At 61.5% G+C, this 18,427-nt stretch carries 17 protein-coding genes; 1 reads left to right on the top strand and 16 read right to left on the bottom strand.

What is annotated here, in order from left to right; genetic code table 11:
• Window positions 1-21: 21 nt before the first annotated feature.
• From ACZ5G6_RS11625 to ACZ5G6_RS11565, 13 genes are all read right to left on the bottom strand, one after another.
• Window positions 22-1,050 carry a hypothetical protein gene (locus tag ACZ5G6_RS11625; protein ID WP_498691707.1) on the bottom strand — a complete coding sequence of 343 codons (1,029 nt, stop codon included), beginning with the start codon at window positions 1,048-1,050 and terminating at the stop codon, window positions 22-24.
• 104 nt (window positions 1,051-1,154) lie between these two features.
• On the bottom strand, window positions 1,155-2,180 hold the full coding sequence (locus ACZ5G6_RS11620) for an aminotransferase class I/II-fold pyridoxal phosphate-dependent enzyme (protein WP_498691705.1): 1,026 nt from the start codon (window positions 2,178-2,180) through the stop codon (window positions 1,155-1,157).
• Window positions 2,181-2,444: 264 nt separating this feature from the next.
• A complete protein-coding gene (locus ACZ5G6_RS11615; protein WP_498691703.1) occupies window positions 2,445-3,446 on the bottom strand; it encodes a sugar phosphate isomerase/epimerase family protein in 1,002 nt (333 codons plus the stop codon).
• 1 nt (window position 3,447) lies between these two features.
• Window positions 3,448-4,563 carry a Gfo/Idh/MocA family protein gene (locus tag ACZ5G6_RS11610; RefSeq protein ID WP_263422393.1) on the bottom strand — a complete coding sequence of 372 codons (1,116 nt, stop codon included), beginning with the start codon at window positions 4,561-4,563 and terminating at the stop codon, window positions 3,448-3,450.
• Window positions 4,564-4,692: 129 nt separating this feature from the next.
• A complete protein-coding gene (locus ACZ5G6_RS11605; protein ID WP_498691701.1) occupies window positions 4,693-5,553 on the bottom strand; it encodes a sugar phosphate isomerase/epimerase family protein in 861 nt (286 codons plus the stop codon).
• A 179-nt stretch (window positions 5,554-5,732) separates the two neighbouring features.
• Window positions 5,733-6,617, bottom strand: coding sequence for a zinc-dependent alcohol dehydrogenase (locus ACZ5G6_RS11600; RefSeq protein WP_498691699.1), 885 nt, complete (start codon window positions 6,615-6,617; stop codon window positions 5,733-5,735).
• Window positions 6,618-6,669: 52 nt separating this feature from the next.
• The gene (locus ACZ5G6_RS11595; protein WP_498691697.1) at window positions 6,670-7,626 is read right to left on the bottom strand and encodes a formylglycine-generating enzyme family protein; all 957 of its coding nucleotides are present in this window, start codon (window positions 7,624-7,626) and stop codon (window positions 6,670-6,672) included.
• Between the two features lie 27 nt (window positions 7,627-7,653).
• Window positions 7,654-8,844 carry a levoglucosan dehydrogenase gene (locus tag ACZ5G6_RS11590; RefSeq protein ID WP_223932586.1) on the bottom strand — a complete coding sequence of 397 codons (1,191 nt, stop codon included), beginning with the start codon at window positions 8,842-8,844 and terminating at the stop codon, window positions 7,654-7,656.
• A complete protein-coding gene (locus ACZ5G6_RS11585) occupies window positions 8,837-9,655 on the bottom strand; it encodes a sugar phosphate isomerase/epimerase family protein (protein WP_498691694.1) in 819 nt (272 codons plus the stop codon). The genes ACZ5G6_RS11590 and ACZ5G6_RS11585 overlap by 8 nt, the downstream gene beginning before the upstream one ends.
• Window positions 9,656-9,684: 29 nt before the next feature.
• On the bottom strand, window positions 9,685-10,953 hold the full coding sequence (locus ACZ5G6_RS11580) for a sulfatase-like hydrolase/transferase (protein ID WP_223932584.1): 1,269 nt from the start codon (window positions 10,951-10,953) through the stop codon (window positions 9,685-9,687).
• Window positions 10,950-11,987 carry an ABC transporter substrate-binding protein gene (locus tag ACZ5G6_RS11575; RefSeq protein ID WP_498691692.1) on the bottom strand — a complete coding sequence of 346 codons (1,038 nt, stop codon included), beginning with the start codon at window positions 11,985-11,987 and terminating at the stop codon, window positions 10,950-10,952. Before ACZ5G6_RS11575 ends, ACZ5G6_RS11580 begins: the two co-directional genes overlap by 4 nt.
• Before the next feature lie 42 nt (window positions 11,988-12,029).
• A complete protein-coding gene (locus tag ACZ5G6_RS11570; RefSeq protein WP_223932582.1) occupies window positions 12,030-12,935 on the bottom strand; it encodes an ABC transporter ATP-binding protein in 906 nt (301 codons plus the stop codon).
• Window positions 12,932-13,813: an ABC transporter permease gene (locus tag ACZ5G6_RS11565; protein WP_223932581.1), complete on the bottom strand. Its 882-nt coding sequence runs from the start codon at window positions 13,811-13,813 to the stop codon at window positions 12,932-12,934. The genes ACZ5G6_RS11570 and ACZ5G6_RS11565 overlap by 4 nt, the downstream gene beginning before the upstream one ends.
• A gap of 184 nt (window positions 13,814-13,997) precedes the next feature.
• On the opposite strand from ACZ5G6_RS11565, the gene ACZ5G6_RS11560 reads away from it, so the two are divergent.
• Complete coding sequence (locus tag ACZ5G6_RS11560) at window positions 13,998-14,873, top strand: LysR family transcriptional regulator (protein ID WP_223932580.1); 876 nt, start codon at window positions 13,998-14,000, stop codon at window positions 14,871-14,873.
• Window positions 14,874-14,934: 61 nt separating this feature from the next.
• On the opposite strand, the gene ACZ5G6_RS11555 is transcribed toward ACZ5G6_RS11560, so the two are convergent.
• The 3 genes from ACZ5G6_RS11555 to ACZ5G6_RS11545 all read right to left on the bottom strand — a co-directional run bounded on the left by ACZ5G6_RS11555 (window position 14,935) and on the right by ACZ5G6_RS11545 (window position 18,423).
• The gene (locus ACZ5G6_RS11555) at window positions 14,935-16,188 is read right to left on the bottom strand and encodes a metal-dependent hydrolase family protein (RefSeq protein ID WP_498691689.1); all 1,254 of its coding nucleotides are present in this window, start codon (window positions 16,186-16,188) and stop codon (window positions 14,935-14,937) included.
• Window positions 16,189-16,251: 63 nt separating this feature from the next.
• A complete protein-coding gene (locus ACZ5G6_RS11550) occupies window positions 16,252-16,707 on the bottom strand; it encodes a GAF domain-containing protein (RefSeq protein ID WP_223932578.1) in 456 nt (151 codons plus the stop codon).
• Window positions 16,708-16,749: 42 nt separating this feature from the next.
• The gene (locus ACZ5G6_RS11545) at window positions 16,750-18,423 is read right to left on the bottom strand and encodes a hydantoinase B/oxoprolinase family protein (protein ID WP_223932577.1); all 1,674 of its coding nucleotides are present in this window, start codon (window positions 18,421-18,423) and stop codon (window positions 16,750-16,752) included.
• Window positions 18,424-18,427: the final 4 nt, after the last annotated feature.

The raw sequence follows: 18,427 nt of genomic DNA, 5'->3' as shown, positions 1-18,427 counted from the left end.
GCACCAACGACGCCACCCAGGTCACTGTGCAGGCAGATCGATCTTCGTGTGGTCAGTCGTGGTCTCGGCTGTTGCCGCTTGCCCCAACGAACCTGCAAGCCGGGACCGCAGGAAAGTGAGCTCCGCAAGGGAGATTTGGCACCGGTAGCGGGCCGTCGGGAGATTGCCGGTGTCGGCCACCATCGCCTCGGGCAGGAGCAGGAGCGCTGTATCTCCGAGCTCCCGTGGTATTTCCGTATGGCTATGGATGGAAAGGTCCGATCGCAGTTCTGAGACCTTGTCCATCACGGCCCTCAAAACCCGTTGGTCCTCCGAGACAACTGCCACACTTGTCTCCGAGGGAAGGCCGGCCACCGCAAGCCGGAGGTCGGTCTCGAGTGTCAGGCCGATGGCAAAGACGTCTGCCCGGCCGGCCATCCTGGTTCGGGCCTTGGTGGCATCGGACGCCAACGCGACGAACACCGTTCGTGGGGCAGGCTCGATGGCCTCAAGGCGTTCGCTGGAAACCGGATAGTCGAGAAGGCGGGAAAGATCCTCGGCACCCATGCCCGGAACCTCGACCTCGGGTTCAACAAAGACGACGCGTATGTCCGCCATAGCCGCGGCGCGGAACATTTGCCGTGCCAATTCGATGAATGCGGATTCGGAAAGCCCATCGCGGACAGCCAGGCCGGCCGTGGTCCTCAGGCGCCCGGCAAGGGCTGCTGCTCCATCTTCTCGAACTGTGGCCACGAAGTTTGCGACAAAGCGCCCATTAGCAATTCTGGCGAGGGTTCCCCTGTCGACCAGGATTTCGAAGGCCCCCTGAACGGTGGCCCGATGAACGCCCCATGCGTCCGAGAAGTGCCGCGCTGAAGGAAGCAGTTGATGGGGCGCGCGATGTTCCAATAGCCACTCTTCGAGGCCATCAGCCAGACGCCGGCGCAGATCGCGGCGGTCTGAGACGTCGACCCTCTTCGCTACATCAGTGACTATCGCCGAATCCACAGCCGTCAAGGGTCCAGCGACGGGAAGCTCGTCAGTCAGGCCCTGCTGCGTCGTCCCATCCATGCATCAAGGCTATCACCGCCACGCCGAAATTCCGGGCATTGCATGTACCGGATTCATACCAGCCCTGCGCTCCTGGAACAAGCAGACTCCTCTTGGGTCAAACCTCAGCGGCTCCTAACGCCGGAGCGTGGGGTTCCCTTAAGGGCTTGAGCGAGAACTGGAAAGGCCTTCGCCCTCACCTCCGGCCGTAAGCCCAGGTTGATGCGGATCCGGCCGGGGATTCCGAAGCATGCGTTGCCAGGCGCTAACAGGACCCCGTACTGCTCTGCGACCCGTCCACACCATGCATCCACATCACCAACATCAATCTGCGGGAAGGCGGTAGTCCCTCCGTCCGGCGCCGTCAGCTGCATTAGCGGCGACCTGTCGCAGATGGCGGCCAGTTCGGCGTAGCTGTCGTACACGATTGATCGGGCGCGGGAGAGAAGAGCCTCGCTGTTGTCCAAGGCGATCGTGGCGATCACTTCGCTGGTGGCTGCCGGAGACCGCGAAGTCCAGCGCTGCATGGATTTCACGTCATCGACCAAGAGGGCGGGGCCTGCTACCCACCCGAGGCGCAACCCAGGAAGTCCGTATACCTTGGAGAGGCTACCTATAGATACACCGTTGGGGACGAGGGCGGCAACGGCCGGAGGGACCTGTGACATTCCCAGGGGCAGTCCTCGATAGCTCTCATCAACAACAAGGAGCGCGTCGACCTTAGCCAACTCCGCTGCGATCCGGGTCAGGGCGTCAGCACCCAGTACTTGACCGGTCGGGCTGTGCGGGGAAGTCAGGAAAACGGCCCTTGTGGTTGGTCGTAAGCTGCTAACGACCAATTCCCAAGTGATCGGGCCCTGGAGCAAGGTGACGGACGCGCCTAGTCTGTGTGCTGCCATAAGGGCACTTCGGGGAGCCGGAGTTTCGATAACAACATGGGCGCCAGGAAGGCAGGCCGCTTCGGCGACCATGGCCAGCGCTTCGCCGGCTCCAACGGTGACGGTGATGTTATCTGAGATGACGCCAGGCATTATGGCGGCGATTCGTTGACGGAGCTCCACCGAGCCGCCAAGTGCCGTGTAATCGAGGCTGAGCCCTGTGGCCAGAAGGGGGTCTGGGTCGATGCGGGCGATGGTGGTCAGCTCCCCCATCGTGAGTGGAGCTATGGCGCTTGACCCAACGACTAGCGGAGCAAGTGATTCGTACCGCGCTGACCACTCGGCATGGCCCAAAGGTAGGTAAAGGTCGGCTGGCAATGCGGTCCCCTTGGGGTCGGTTTGGAACGGCCCCCGACGCCGTGCTTACGTCTGACTTCGAGCGCCGCCGCCGAGAGGCGGAGGTACTCCCCGTATCGGCGGACGCTCGCCCGGGATGTCCGGTCTTGCGGACAGTCAAAGTTTCGCGCTCCGCACTGATCAGACCTTGCTGCTGAAGGCTGCGTCGAAGCTGGTTTGGGATGCGGGGAAGTCGAACTTCTTGAGGGCGGCGAGGGCTTCGGGGGCGCCGTGGAGGCGGTCCATGCCGGCGTCTTCCCATTCCACGCTGATGGGGCCGTTGTAGCCGATCGCGGTGAGGGCGCGGAAGGATGATTCCCAGGGCACGTCGCCGCGTCCGGCGGAGACGAAGTCCCAGCCGCGGCGCGGGTCGCCCCACGGCAGGTGGGAGCCCATGACGGTGTTCCGGCCGGTGGGGCGGAGCTTGGTGTCCTTGCAGTCCACGTGGTAGATCCGGTCCTTGAAGTCCCAGATGAAGGACACGGGATCGATGCCCTGCCACATGAAGTGGGAGGGGTCCCAGTTCAGGCCGAACGCTTCCCGGTGGCCGATCGCTTCGAGGGTCCGGACGGTGGTCCAGTAGTCGTAGGCGATCTCACTGGGGTGGACTTCGTGGGCGAAGCGGACACCGCATTCGTCGAAGACGTCCAGGATGGGGTTCCACCGGTCGGCGAAGTCCTGGTAGCCGGCGTCGATGACTTTTTCGGGGACGGGCGGGAACATGGCCACGTACTGCCAGATGGAGGAGCCGGTGAACCCGACCACGGTGTCCACACCCAGGGCTTTGGCGAGGCGGGCGGTGTGTTTCATTTCCTCGGCGGCGCGTTGGCGGACGCCTTCGGGGTCCCCGTCGCCCCACACGCGCGAGCCGACGATCGCTTCGTGGCGGAAGTCGATGGGGTCATCGCAGACGGCCTGGCCTTTGAGGTGGTTGGAGATGGCCCAGACCTTCAGGTTGTACTTTTCCAGGACGGCGAGTTTGGACTCGACGTAGCCGGGTTCGTCCCAGCGCCAGGCGTCCAGGTGGTCTCCGGAGACGGCGATTTCCAGGCCGTCGTAGCCCCAGCCCGAGGCTAGGCGCGCGACTTCCTCGAAAGGGAGGTCGGCCCACTGGCCGGTGAACAGGGTGTACGGGCGGGGCATGTCAGGCTCCTTCAGTGATGAGTGACTTGTGCTCGACGGCGGTAATGATGCTTTTGTTCTTGGCTGAGGCTTCCACAGCATCCAGGACACGTTGGACCTGCAGCCCGTCTTCGAACGACGGTGACGGCGCCTCCCTGGTCTGGACGGCCAAAAGGAAGTCCCGGATCTGGTGCGTGAAGGTGTGTTCCCAGCCGATGATGTGACCCTGCGGCCACCACGCTTCCATATAGGGGTGTTCGGGTTCATTGACCAGGATCCGGCGGAAACCCTGCTCACGGACAGGTGCGGTCGCGTCCAGGAAGTTCAGTTCGTTCAGGTTTTCCAGGTCGAACGTCAGGGAACCTGCGGTGCCGTAGACCTCGATCGAAAGGCTGTTCTTCTGGCCGGTCGCGACGCGGGATGCTTCGACCGAGGCGCCCATGTCACCGGTAAGCCAGAACGTTGCCCATACCGCGTCGTCCACAGTGACGTTTTCTAAACCGCCCGGACCGGGCCGCTGAGACACGAACGTTTTCAGCACCCCCGATGCCTCGAGGATGGTCTGTCCGGTCAGGTACTGGATTTGGTCGATGGCGTGGGAAGCGATGTCGCCGAGGGCACCGGAACCGGCCGTTTCCTTCCGGAGCCGCCAACTCATCGGGGACTCGGCGTCGGAGAGCCAGTCCTGCAAGTACGCGGCGCGCACGTGCCGGATAGTGCCGAGCCGGCCCTCGGCAATGAGCTCCCGGGCCAGAGCCAGGGCAGGAACGCGACGGTAGTTGAAACCGATCATCGACTGCACCCCCTTGGCGCGGGCCCTGGCAGCAGCCGCTGTCATCAGCTCCGCCTCACCCAGAGTGTTCGCCAGCGGCTTCTCCACCAGCACGTGCTTGCCGGCTTCGAGCGCGGCGATGGCGATTTCGGCGTGCATCCACCCCGGGGCGCAGATGTCCACGATGTCGATGTCGTCGCGTTCAATTACGGAGCGCCAGTCGGTGGCGGACTCTGCCCAGCCGTACTTGGCTGCGGCCTCGGCTACCTGGGTGGCGTCCCGGCCCACGAGCACTTTCTGCTCGAAGGCCGGGACATCGAAGAAACTGGCCACGTTCCGCCACGCATTCGAATGGGCCTTCCCCATGAAGGCGTAGCCGATAGCCGCTATGCCGAGCCGTTTGTCTTTCACTGCTGTTTCTCCTGCCTGGGGTTTGCTGCTGGTAAGAGTTTGTTTGGGATGGACTCCGTGCTTGGTGGCCTCCGATGGTCGTAATCAGGGCGCTGAATCTCGTTTCATGCATTCTTTGATGTAAGCGTCGGAGGCGCGGAGGTGTTTGCTGATCTTTTCAAAACTCCAGCCCCCCGTTCCGTGGCATTTAAGGCTAGCCACGCCTTCATATCCGACACGGCGCAGAGTGCCCAGCATGACGTAGTGGTCCAGCGTCCCATCGGAGCGGGGAAGTTGTTGTTCAGCGGGGCCGAAGTTGAGTCCGTCCCTGCCGTGACGGTAGGCCCGGTCTATATCCCAGATGTAGTAATAGAAGAGCCGTTTGCGCTCGGCGAGGAAGGTGATGGCCTCGCTGATGGTCTCCTGCATAACCCATAGGTGCGGGGGTGCAATGCATACTCCAAGGTAGGGGTGGTCGATGTCGCGGATCAGTCGCTTCATCTGGGCCAGGGTGTCTACGCCTTCGTGCCACCGATTGTCTTCATTGGCGCCGGATTCGAAGTCCTCAGAGAAAGGCACCGTGAGATGGTTCTCAACGGCTATCCGCACACCCCTGCGGGCTCCAGCCTCAACGATTGGAGGCAGGAAGGTGGAGACGAAATCGGAATAGTTCGCCTCACAGTCAAAGATCAGGGTGTCGATGCCCAGGTCGGCGGCGAAATCGACGCGTTCCAGGATTTCGTCTTGGGTCTTGCCGTAGACGGTCAGTCCGCACGGGGTGAGTCTGTATTTATTGAGCAATCCACGGATGGTGCCCGGGTCGTCGCCGGGGTTGACGTGATGGGCCAGCGGTGCCGCTGACGACCAAAGGTTGACTTCTTTGAAGCCGATGTCAGCGAGGACGCGGAGCGAATCCTCCAAGTCGTAATCGTGGAAGGGGACCAGTTCGGCAGCATATCTGAACATAGACTTTTCTTTCGAAGAAACTGATTTCTTGGGACTACCAGATAAAGAGGGCTTTTTCGGTTTCGCGACGATCGAAGGCTTGGAAGGCTTCTTCTGCCTGGTCGATGGAGAATTCGTGGCTGATGAGCTTTTCAACCGGGACCTTGTGATCAAGGACAAGGCGAACGATTCCTTCCCAGTCACCTGCAGGGAAGTACCAGCCCCCGACGACGGTGAGAAGCTTGCGTATGATCTGCTCGCTTTGGGTGGATTTCCGTTGCTCGGGATTCTCCGACGAAGGCGACGGCTCCTAGCTTCGCCGCAGCATCCAGGGCAGAGTTTTGCCCGGCCGGATTGCCGGAGCAATCGATGCAGATCTCGGCACCACGGCCTTGGGTGAGCTCAAGGACCCGCTGGAGGGCGTCGTCGGCCGCGCTGTTGATGACGACATCTGCCCCGAGCCGGCTAGCCTGTTCCAGACGGTCGGCAATGACATCGACGGCGATGATACGGGCGCCGAACGCCCTCCCAACAAGTACCGCGGCCAATCCCATTGGACCCATGCCGAAGACGGCGACGGTCTTACCGCCTGCAACTCCAAGTTGCTTTTGTACGTGGTACTGGCTGCCGAGCATGTCGGTCATGACTGCTCCTGCTCGGAAGGAGAGCTCATCGGGAAGATGTAAGCAGTTCCGTTCAGGCAGGACGAAGTAGTCGGCGTCGCCGCCGTCGACATCGAATCCCAAACACTTCCACTGCTTGCATAGCATCATGTAGCCGCTGAGGCAGTATTCGCAGAAGTTGCAGCCCAGAGCGAGGTACCCCGCTACGCGATCACCTTCCTTTACCTGGGTGACGGAATCGCCGATGCGGACGACTTCGCCCGCGGCTTCGTGTCCCGGGATCACGGATCCTTCTCGGGCGCCTTCACCACCGACAATCGGGCTGCCATGGTAGAGGCTCATGTCGCTGCGGCAAATGGCCGACGCGCGGGTGCGAACCAATACGTCATGCGGGCCGAGGTCAGGGATTTTCCGCTCTTCCACGATGACTCGCTCGTCACCGGGAAGGATGACTGCTTTCATTCTCAATTCTCCATGTTCCTTATTCGATGATGCTGATGAACGCTTCGCCGGATTATGACGCGTTCCTAACGGTCCGGAAGCCGCAGTTGCCGCTGGAGGAATCGGGCGTGTTGAAGGTGCGTGCAGCGACGCGGTAGCGGTTGCAGTAGGAGTCATGGCAGAGGTAGGAGCCTCCGCGCATGACGCGTCCGGCACCGATCGTGGGCCCCTGCGGATTGTCCATGGGTGACTGGCGGTAGTACTTGGGCAAGAACCAGTCGGCGCACCATTCCCAGACGTTGCCGGCCATTTCGTAGAGCCCGTAGCCGTTGGCGGGGAAGGTCTTCACCGGCGAGGTTCCAAGATATCCGTCTTCGCTGGTGTTTGCTCCGGGAAAGACGCCTTGCCAGATGTTGCAGTGGTGCTCCCCGCCTGGGGTGAGCTCGTCACCCCAGGCGTATCGCTTGCCTTCGAGTCCCCCGCGGGCGGCGTATTCCCACTCCGCCTCCGTGGGTAGCCGCCGACCGGCCCAGACGCAATAGGCCAGGGCATCGAAGTGGGAAACCTGCACGACCGGATGATCCGGGCTCTCGGACCAGTGGGAATCCGGGCCGAAAGGATGGGCCCAATCGGCACCGCGAACGTTGAGCCACCATGGCGCTCCCGCCGCGGTGCCGACGATATCCCGCCCCGTGGCACGGACGAGCAGATGGAAGACAGCGGAGGAGCCGTACTGCTCGGCCTCAGTCCGATAACCGGTTTCCTTTACAAAGGAGGCGAACATGCTGTTGGTGACCGCTGTCGCGTCGATTCGGAAGGCGTCCAGCCGCACGCTGTGAACCGGTGTCTCGCCGTCGGCGGCGTATCCCTCATCGAATACGTCGCCCATGGAGAACACTCCTCCCGAAAGCAGCACTTCGTCATTCACTGACAGGCAGGGCCGAGGACTTCGATTCTCGTCCTGAACCACGGGACGCTTCTTGTTGTCACTTCCCGGCCTGATGGATGTGGAACAGCAGCCGACCATCATGCTTCTCCTATTTCTTACTTTCCCCCGTCACCGCTGGGCGTGGGCTCGCGTTTGCACGGGTTCCACCTTTACCCACTCGTGCGTGGCTCCTGATGTCGCGATCGCTTCATCGACGAGTGCCGCTTGGTAGCCGTCGGCGAAGTCCGGCCGAATCCGTTCTCCCGTTTCCACGGCCTTCATGAGTTCGTAGGCCTCGATGATCTTGGTCTCGCCGTATCCGATGCCCAGTGCGGGAATGGGCCAGAGCGCTTCGCCGTATGGCGTGGCCGGCCCGGTGTACACGGTCCGGAAGCCTCGCCGGTCTGCAGGATCATCCGCGAAGGCGACTTGGAGTTCGTCCCGGCGCTCGTAGTTGAATACCAGGGAGCCACGGGTGCCGTGGATCTCAAACGTCAAGAAATTGTTCCTGCCCCAGGCATTCCGCGTGGCTTCCAGCGACCCTACTGCGCCATTGGTGAACCTGACCAGAGTCACGGCCTCATCATCGACGTCCACGGTCCCGCGTGGTCCCGAGGAGACCTTGGCGGTGCCGAGGGAGTCGAAACCGCCACTTTGCAGCGGACGCTCCTTGATCCAGGTCGAGACTACGGAATTTACCTCGGCAATTTCTCCGACGAGATAACGTGCGAGGTCAACGACATGCGAGCCGATGTCGCCGATGGCACCTGAACCTGCGATCTTTTTCTGGAAACGCCAACTGAGGGGTGAGTTGGGGTCCGCACTCCAATCCTGCAAGTACGTACCGCGGAAGTTGAGGATGTCACCAATCTCTCCGTTCTCGATGTACTTCCTAGCCAGCACCACGGCAGGAGTTCGCCGATAGTTGAAGGCGACGGCATTGACCACTCCGGCCCTTTCGACTGCTTCGAGCATGAGCCGTGCTTCGTCTACCGTTGGTGCCAAGGGCTTCTCGCAGATGACGTGCTTGCCCGCGTTCGCGGCGGCAATTGCGATTTCCGCGTGGAGATGATTGGGCGTTGCGATGTCGACGACGTCAATGGTTGGATCTTCAACGATCTCCTGCCAGGACGAGGAGTGCCGCTCCCAGCCGTAGCGATCGGCCGCGGTCCGGGCCAGTTCGTCAGTCGCGTCGACCACCACCTTTCGAATGGGGCGGGCCGGGGCCGGCCAGAAGAACATTGGCATCGCGGCGTAGGCCAGAGAATGGGCTTTGCCCATGAAGCCTCCGCCGATGAGTGCGATATTTACATCACGCATTGGTAGCCTCCTGAAGGAATTTGAAATTTTCGGCAGCTGCAGCGCCCGGATCACCCGGGTAGCCGTCGAGTTCCACTCCGATCCAGTCGGAGTAACCCCGGGTTGTTATCGCAGCGAGGATGGCACGAATGTCGAGATCCCCATCCGCCAGAGGGACAAACGTGCCCGAAGCTGCGACGTAGTTCTTGAGATGGACATAGGTGAGCCGGTCTGCGTAGCGGTCGATGATCCTGATCGGATCGCCACCACCGGCGGCGAGATGGGCGACGTCGGCGCAGAGGCCAATGGATGAGGCCGCAAGGAGGGCATCAATCTGCTCCGGGTTTTCAGCGAGGCTGCCCAGATGGGGGTGGTAGCTGGGGATGAGGCCCTCCGCCGTCGCGCTTTCAGCTACACGCTCCAGCAACTCCGCCATAACCCGGTAGTCCGAATCGAGCCGACCACGGGTCCTCACTCCACCTCCCCCAATAACGAAGTGGCGGGCACCCAAGGAAGCGGCAACCTTGATGGAGCGCTCGAAACGCAGGTATTCCTCCTCGTGTGCGTCTGGATAGATGAAGTGGCCGCCGGAATAGACACCAGCCAGAGCAAGGCCATGGGTTTCCAAGCGGCGTCCGAACGATTGCGCATCGTCACCCAAGGCCAACAGGTTGCCGTCGAAGATTTCGATGCCGGGAAACCCTGCTGTTGCTATCGCTTCGAGTGCGGGGTCCAAATCTCCTGGCGTGAAATAGTGTCCGGAAGCCACATCAGTGACCGCTCCCGGGGTGCCCACAACGTCACCCCAGGCATTTACCTGGTACGCATACATGGTTTTAGTCCTTTCTTGAAAGTTTCCGTTCATCGGGCGTCGACATTGCCTTCGAGCCACCAAAGGCGTCCATCGTCATGGGACCTGTCGATGGTTCCCTCCTGCTGGTCCATGAGGCGGCTAAGCTCGACGACGACGTCGGGATGCCTCCTGCTGAGGTCATAGGACTCGCCGGCATCAGCCTCGATATCGAACAGTTGTGGCAGGGACATGGTGGCGAATCGCTCCGCTCCCCAAGTCTGTCGACGACGGTGCAGCTTCCACTTGCCTTTGCGGACCGCGTTCAGTTCATATCCGTCGAAATACCAGATGGGGTCGTGTTCGGAGGCTTCCCTGCCCTCAAGGGCATCCGCAATGATCTGGCCATCCACTGGCTTTCCGTCGGGATCCAGCCCAAGGTAATGGCAAATGGTCGGCAGTAGGTCAACCGACGCCAGAGGCGCGTCCACAACCACTGACCGTGGAAGCTGCCTTGGCCACGACGCCAGGAACGGGACACGCGTACCCCCTTCCCACGTCTCGAACTTTCGTCCTCGCATACCGCCCGTTGACCCCTCGAACCATGGGCCATGGTCAGCGGTGAACACGAAGATCGTGTCCTCGAGAATGCCTCGCTCCTCAAGGGCGTCGCGTAGCACTCCGACATGATGATCGATGCTCTCAACAGTGTCCCCGTAGGGACCGCCCGCAGACCTGCCCTCAAACTCGGGGTCCGGCTCCAAGGGGTAGTGCGGAGTGGTGAAGGCGACATATGTGAAAAACGGCTGTCCCTCGGGAACGTTGTCAATGAACTCGATGGCTTCTTCGACATAGCGGCGAGTCAGTGACGACATCTCCGGGCCGTCCTCGAGCACTTCCTCATTTCGATACAGGAAGTATGGTGGCGTGTCATTACTGAACGGCAGGCCGAAGTAATGATCAAAGCCGAAACGAAGCGGACCCCTTGCGGGCATCTGTCCCACATGCCATTTGCCGAATGCTCCGGTGGCATAACCGGCTCTGGACAGGTAGGACGCGATGGTCATCTCGTCCTTATGGAGACCCGTATCCTCGTCCGGGAAGAGCACCCTGCCTACTCCAGTGCGCGGTGCCACCCGGCCCGTAAGCAGCGCCGCCCGGGAAGGTGAACATGTGGGGCCCCCGCTATACATGGCCGTGGCACGCACTCCGTCTGCTGCAAGCTCGTCGAGCCGGGGTGTGCCGATGACTGTACCGCCATTGCAAGAGAGGTCACCGTAGCCGAGGTCGTCGCAGATGACGATCACTACATTTGGCCGGGCATGTGATGGTTGTGTCATTTGCCCATACCTTCCACGACGGAGGATGTGACGAAGTCGGCGACGTTCGGAGCGGACTTGAGAATGCCGAGTTTGGTCATCGTTTCGACCATCTTTTGGGTTATCTTCGTGAAGCCGGCGCCCGGCGTCAGAGAAACGGGCGAACCAGGGTCAGCAAGCGTGGAAGAGACCAGGCAAGGCGATGGCTGGTTGTCGTAGATGATCTGGGCCTGATCGCCGGCAAGGCCGATGCCCTTCTGGAGCGCCTCGATGTAGGTCGCCTTGTCCTGATTGACGATGGGAGTCGCCTCGTCCACGGCCGCAAGGAACTTCTGCAAGGCAGCCTTGTTGCCGTTGATATAGTCCTTCGACGCGATGAAGTTGCCGGTATCTGGGACGCCGAGCTCGGTCGACGTCGTGCCTTTCACGATCTTTGCTCCGCTGGACAGGAACTTGGCGCCGACCGAGGCGAACATGAACACGGCGTTAAGGTCCCCGCGGTCGAAGCCGGCCACGAGGCCAGCCGGATCGTAGAACTCAATCTGAACATCCTTGGGAGTCATGCCCGCTTTTTCCAGGGCGATCAGCAGGAAGATGTGCGCCACTGTGTTCTGGGTGGTCGCCACCTTCTTGCCTCGAAGATCCTGAATGGATTTGATGTCGCTGTCCGGCTTCACATATAGGGCAGCCATATCTCCGGCGTTGTTTGCGATGCTGAAGACCTGGAGCTGTGCGCCCTGCTCGTTGGCTGTAGCCATGGCAGGAACTCCGAAGTAGCCCACATCTGCGCTGCCGCCCACCAGGGCGGAGATAAGGGCAGGCCCGGAATCAAACTTCGTGCCTTCAACCTTGACTCCGTGCTTCGCGAAGAGATCATGCTGGAGGGCATAGTAGAAGTTGGCTTGCAGGCCCTGTGCGTAGGCAACCCGGATGGTGGGCGTCTCGCCCCCTCCCCCGCCGGAGGAACCGGCGGAAGAACAAGCTGAAAGTCCGAGGACCAGCGTCAGGGCCGCCGCCAGGGCAGTGGCATACCGACGCAGACGAAAGGTAGACATTTTCGATCTCCGTTGATTCGTAATTGATGTTTATGGGTTTGGCTAGGATGTGGTGCCGGTGGTTGTTCTGGTTTCATTCCGGCGCGCGTTGAGCGACCTGAGGAGCGCTGCTTTGAGCTCGACGTAGTCGGGCTCACGCTGCAGGTCCTCCGCCGACTCCGCCATCGCTGCGAGTCCGCTGCGATATACCGAGGTAATGGTTCCCGGGATACCCGAGATGATCATGATGGTTCCGCACAGAGTGATGGCCTCGTCGACGTCGTGGGTGACCATGACCGTAGTGAGCTCGGGTGATGTCGACACGAGATCGCGCAGGAGCACGTACATCTCGCGACGGGTCAGGGCATCCAGCGCGCCAAACGGTTCGTCCATGAGCAGCACCTTCGGCCGGGTGAGGAAGACCCTTGCCAGAGCCGTACGGGCCCGCATTCCCCCTGAGATCTGATAGGGGAAGAGGTCCGCCGCGTCGGAAAGCCCGACCCGGTCCATGAAGTACTCGGCTTGGGAGAACATGGCCTGCTTATCGGCACCGTACGTCTTTGCGTGCCTGGCCCCAAACAGCACGTTCTCCTTTACCGTCATCCAGGGGAACAAAGCCGGTTGCTGGAAGAGGTACCCGATGTCCGCCGCGGGCTCCGCGAGGCTGCTCCTGCCGTCATTCCATAGCTTCACTTCGCCACTGGTCGGACTCTCAAACCCTGCGATCAGACGGAGCAGCGTGCTCTTGCCGACGCCGGTCGGTCCGATAACAGCGACGCTTTCGTTTGTCTTGATTTCGATGTCAAGGCCGGTGAGTACTTCCCGGCGTCCTCCGCGAACGGAGTATGCCTGGGCTGCACCGGCCAAGGTGATCTTCGTGTCGCCGATCGCGCGGGCCGGCGTTTTCTCCATGCCGTTCATGGTCTGCTCTCTGATGGGTCGGGACGAGAGGATGTTCTTCTGGTTCATCGGGAGACCTGCCAATGCAACAGCCGGTTCTCGAAGTAACGGAACCCGTACTCGAAGGCAACGCCAACCACGCCGATAAGGAGAATCCCCACGTAGCCCGTGTTGACGTCGAAAACCTGGGATGAGTTACGGATCATGTAGCCGAGGCCCTGCGATGCGCCGATCAACTCCGCCGCGACCACAACCGCCCAACCGACAGTCAGGGCCGTTCGCAGCCCCGCAAGGATCTGCGGGAGTGCCGGTGGAAGCACGACTTGCCTCAGGAACTGCAACCGGCTTAGTCCATAATTGCGGGCTACAAGGTAGAAATCCTGAGGTACTGCCCGAACACCAAGAGCCGCGCCCGTCGACACGAACAGCACCGCCGTCATGAAGATGACGAAGACCTTCGACTGTTCACCGATCCCCAGCCAGATCACGACAATCGGAATCCAGGCAAGTGCCGGGATGGGCCGAAGGAAGCCGATGATCGGGCTAACCAGCCGGTCAAGGAACCTGTTGAGGCCGATACCCAGTCCCAGCGGCACCCCGATGACCGTAGCCAGCCCCACCCCGAAAAGTGTTCTGCTGATACTTGCCAGGAAGTGCTGCCACAACGGGGTTCCGGTGTAGCCGGACTGTACGAGCGTGACGAGTGCATCGAGGATCCCCCCGGGAGAACCCAGGTACCTCGAAGGAATCCCCAAGAAATTGACCCGGGTGAGCACGAACTGCCAAAACAGCAGGCCGAGGACTATCAAGACGACAGTTGGGCCAAACCGTACGAACCAGGTCCCAACGTGTCGACCCGCAGATGGGGACGCTGGAGCCGGGCGGGAAGGACCAGTCTCCGTGACGGCCCGCCGCTGAGGAGCTTCAAATTCCTTGGTCCACAACATCAGATGCACCTCTTTCCAATTGAACGAATGACTCAGCGAGAGAGCTGCGAACAGGACCTTTCGATCTCAAGAACGTCGGTTCCAGCCCAGGTCGGCAGGAGATTTTTTCTAACATGAGTCCAGTCTGAAACTCCCTGATCAATAAGTCGATGGGGTGCAGGTTCTCATGCGATAATCTGTCCTTATGGACCTAAAGGACATGCTGGCCTTCCGTACACTCGCCGATGAATTGCACTTCGGAAGGGCCGCCCAGCAGTTGGAAATAAGTCAACCGGCGCTCAGTCAGAAGATCCGCAAGCTCGAAGACGAGCTGAACGTTCAACTGCTTACACGGACCAGCCGGGACGTCGGTCTGACGCAGATCGGCGAGCTGTTCCTCCAGTCATGCCGTCGAACTCTTGCCGAGGCGGAGCGTGCGCGGGAGACCGTGCTCGATGCACGGGACGGGCTTTTTGGCCGCCTGGTGATCGGGTGTCTCGGCGCCGCCGCCAATGGCCCAGTGCCGGACCTTATCCGTCGCCTTCTTGGGAAGGAACCGGGGTGCATGGTGGAACTTCAGCATTTCCTGGATGCCGGGGCCCAAGTGCGCGCAGTGGTAGCAGGGAACATCGACATCGGATTCGTACGCTCGGCTGCGATGGACGACAAGGTTGTGTCCACACATCTTCTTGACGAATCATTCAAGGCATTCATGCCTGAGGAACATCCCCTTGCTGCACGCACCAGCCTCAAACTCGTAGACCTGCGTGAGCAGCCGATGGTCTTCCTGCCGCGTGAGTACAACCCTTCGTACCACGACCTGATCGTCTCTGCCTGCAGGTCTGCGGGCTTCGAGCCATTGGTTAAGGGATACGCCACGAGCCTGGAGACGCAGCTGGCCCTCACAGCCGCCAACGTAGGCATCGCCCTCCTGTCGACCTCGAATGCGAACATCTCCCGCACCGGAGTCGTGGCCGTGGACATCGACCCAGATGACATCATGGCCCCTCTATGGATGATTCACGCCCGGTGGCGGCGAAGCCGCCTCGCCGATCTCTTCATAGACGTTGTAGCCTCGTGAGCCACGACTTCCAGCGATAACGAAGAAGTCGTCCGGCAGCTGCAGCAGCCATGCCCCACCTTCAGCCGACCGATACCTCTAACGCGAAGTCCGCCGCGCCCCGAAGGGCACCGGGAGAGACGATCTGCCCGGCCTTGATGACAGTGCGCGCCTTACTTTCGTCCCAGAGGACCGAGGGGTCACGGAAGGGATTCCCGTCCAGCACAACCAAGTCAGCACAGGCCCCTGCGGTGATGCTTCCCAGGTCAGCGCGCCGAAGCAGGGTGGCGTTGGTGGACGTTGCCGACCGGAGGGCGCCGTACACGCCAAGCACTTCACACTGCAGGCGGAGTCCGGCCAGTTGCTCGTCCTCCAGTTCACCCATGAGGTCTGTTCCGAATCCGATCCGGACCCCGGCGTCCCGGGCCAGTGCCAGCGCGTTCCTCCCGGCCTCCAGTACTTCCCGGTTCTTGGCCGCTCCCGTCTTGGTGAGGCCGACTTCCTCTCCGCGTCGTTCCATGGCCTCGTAGGTCACCAAGGTGGGGACGAGATAGACATCGTTATCAGCCATGAGCTGGGCGGTTTCCGCATCCATCAGATTGCCGTGTTCGATGCAGCGGACCCCACTAAGTACTGAATGGCGAATGGCCTCGGGCGAATATGCGTGGGCCGTGGCGTAGCTGCCCCGCCGGGAAGCCTCGTCCGTCACGACGCGGATTTCCTCCGCGCTGTACTGCGGAACCCGAATCGGATCGACCGGTGAAACGACCCCTCCGGAGGTCATGAGCTTTATCGCGGTGGCGCCGGTTCGGAATCGGTGGCGCACGGCCCGCAGCAGGTCATCGGCGCCGTCCACCACTTCGCACATGTGGCCGCCATGGAAGCATCCTCCGTCGTTCGCGGCCCGGATATCGCCGTGGCCTCCTGTTTGGCTTAGCGCCGGTCCCGTGAAGAAGTAGCGTGGACCAGGGTACAGTCCCTCCTCGATGGCGTTGGCAAGGCCGACGTCACCGCCCGCCACGTCACGAACCGCTGTGAATCCACGGAGCAGTGCAGCAGCGAGGCGCCTTGCCCCAGCCAGTGCGGAATAGCTAAGTGGTCCCGTCTCGTTCGTGGCAGACGTCAGGCTGAGCGCGTAAGCATGAAAATGTGCATCGATAAGTCCTGGAATCACGGTGCGGCCGCCGGCGTCAAGGACGATGCCGGCCTCTTCCACCTCCTGCCCTGCCCCTGTGATCCGGCCGTCCCGGATGCTGATGGAGCCCTCAATCAGTTCGGGTGATTCACCGTCGAAGATCAGGGCATTCCGTATTGTCAGGCTTCCCGGAGTGGTCACGTGTAGGTCCTTCCTGTGGCCCAGCGCGGGCGGGCCCCCAATTGGTACCCGCCCGCGAAGGAACTAGTTGGCGGTGGTAAGGGCTTCTTCAAGCAGATGGACGGAACGGCGGGCGACATCCACGGCTGCCTCTACGGAGTCCTGGTCATAGCTGCCCTCAGGGGCGAGGAAGTTCATGGATCCGATAGTCCGGCCGCTGCTCACGACCGGAACGTTCACGATAGCCCCGCAGCCCAATGACTCGATCGTTTCCGAATCAAAGAAGAATGCGCGGACCGCTTCCTTGTCCGCCCCCAGGAACGGCTGCTGTCCCTTGAGAACCTGTTCAAGCCACACCCGGTTCGTGTCGCCGTCGAGCGTCTTCTTCCCGCCTACCGGATAGACATCCGGATGGGTGGTGTAGACGCGGGCCATGCTGGCGCCGTCGTCGGCGATGACTGAGACGGTAAAGAGGGTGACGCCGACTTCTTTCCGGGCGTTTTCGTAAACGTCGTCGAAGGATTGATATTGGGAACTCATGGAGTCCTCCCTTCTGGATGGGAACCCATCCGCTGGTGGGGCTTAGTAGCCGTAGTGCGTCTTGGCGAAGTCCTCGGTGATGAATCCATTGACTATGTCGTATGTGATGTCCTCGCGGGAGCGCTTGGAGACCTCTCCGAAGCCGCCGCCGCCACCCACGGCGAGGCGGACGACGTCGCCGGCCTTGACCTTGTGGGCGTTCGCCTTCAGGGTGCGGACCTCATCACGCCGCCCGGGGTTGATCACAACTTCCGGGCCTTGGGCGTCCGAGCCGCCGAAGAGCCCCCAGGCGGGCGTCTTTGACCGTTCGAACCAGAGCCCGACCACGCAGTCGGCCAGGAATTCGTATTCGCGCACCACGCCGTTGCCGCCGCGGTACTGCCCGGGGCCGCCGGAGTTCGGGCGGATGGAGTACTCGTTGATCCGGAACGGGTAGCGGGTCTCCAGCATCTCGATGGGCAGGTCCTTGAGTGAGCCGTTGACGTTGTTGATCATGGCGGATTCACCATCCGTGCCCTGCCAGGCACCCCAGCCGCCCAGAGTGGCTTCCATGGTGACGAAGTTCCGGCCGAAGCGGGTGTCAAAACCGGCGGCAGTGATGATCATTGAGTCACCGTGGCTGGCGCTGGCGACGCGTTCGGGCATGGCCGGGGCCATGGCCTTGGAGACGAGGTCGATCAGCAGCCCAAGGTGGGAGAAGTACCACTGGCACGGGGCTGGCGTTACGGCCCCGAGCACTGAGCCAGACCGCACCTGAGTGGTCATTGGCCGGAATGATCCGCCGTTGGAGTTGGAGTCCGGGCTGACAAGGAGTTTGTAGCCCACGCGCAGTGCCGAGACGGCCTGGGCGGCGCCGCAGTTGACCGGCCCCATGGTCTGGTCCGCCGAACCGGTGACGTCGAAGTCAACGGTGTCGCCGGCTACGGTGATCCGCAGCTTGATCGGAATCGGAGTGTCCAGATTGATGCCGTCGTTGTCCAGGAAGCCCTCGGCTTCGTAAACCCCGTCCGGGATGTTGCGTACGGTCGCACGCTCGATTTCCTCCGTTTGGCGGAAGATCTCATCCCGGGCGGCATCCAACTGCTCCATCCCGTACCGGCCCACGAGCTCCTTCATGCGGGTGGTCCCCATCCGGAGGGCTGCGATCATCGCGTGCATGTCACCAATGGTCTGGTAGGGGAAGCGCACGTTGGTCCGGATCAGGTCAACGACAGAAGTCTCTATACCGGCTTCGACCAGCTTGACCGGCCCCATCCTGAAGCCTTCCTGGAAGATGTCGGTCGAATCCATCGAGCCGCCCACATCTTTGGACCCCATGTCCATCCAGTGCGCACGGGTGGCCGCGAATCCGACCACCGCGCCCTCGTCGAAGATCGGAGCGAAAAGGGTCACATCGTTCAGGTGGGTGCCGCCCAGGTATGAGTCGTTGAGGATCCAAATGTCTCCTTCCTGCCAGACCGCGCGGCCGTACATCTCCTCCACGGCGATGGAACAGGTTTCGAGGTTGCCGAGGAACAGCGGTAGGCCGGCGGACTGTCCGAGCACGCGGTGTTCGGTGTCCAGCAGGGCCACGACGCAGTCCCCGCCCTCGTAGAGGATGGGTGAGTAAGCGGAACGGATCAGGGTGGCGTTCATGTCATCCGCGGCGCTGGTGAGCGCGTTGCGGATGATTTCCACGGTGACGGGATCCAGGGTTTTGACTGCTGTAATTGTCATTTTT

The organism is Arthrobacter sp. TmtSoilC51 (genome assembly GCF_055388015.1).
This window is presented reverse-complemented; position numbering and strand designations above follow the sequence as displayed.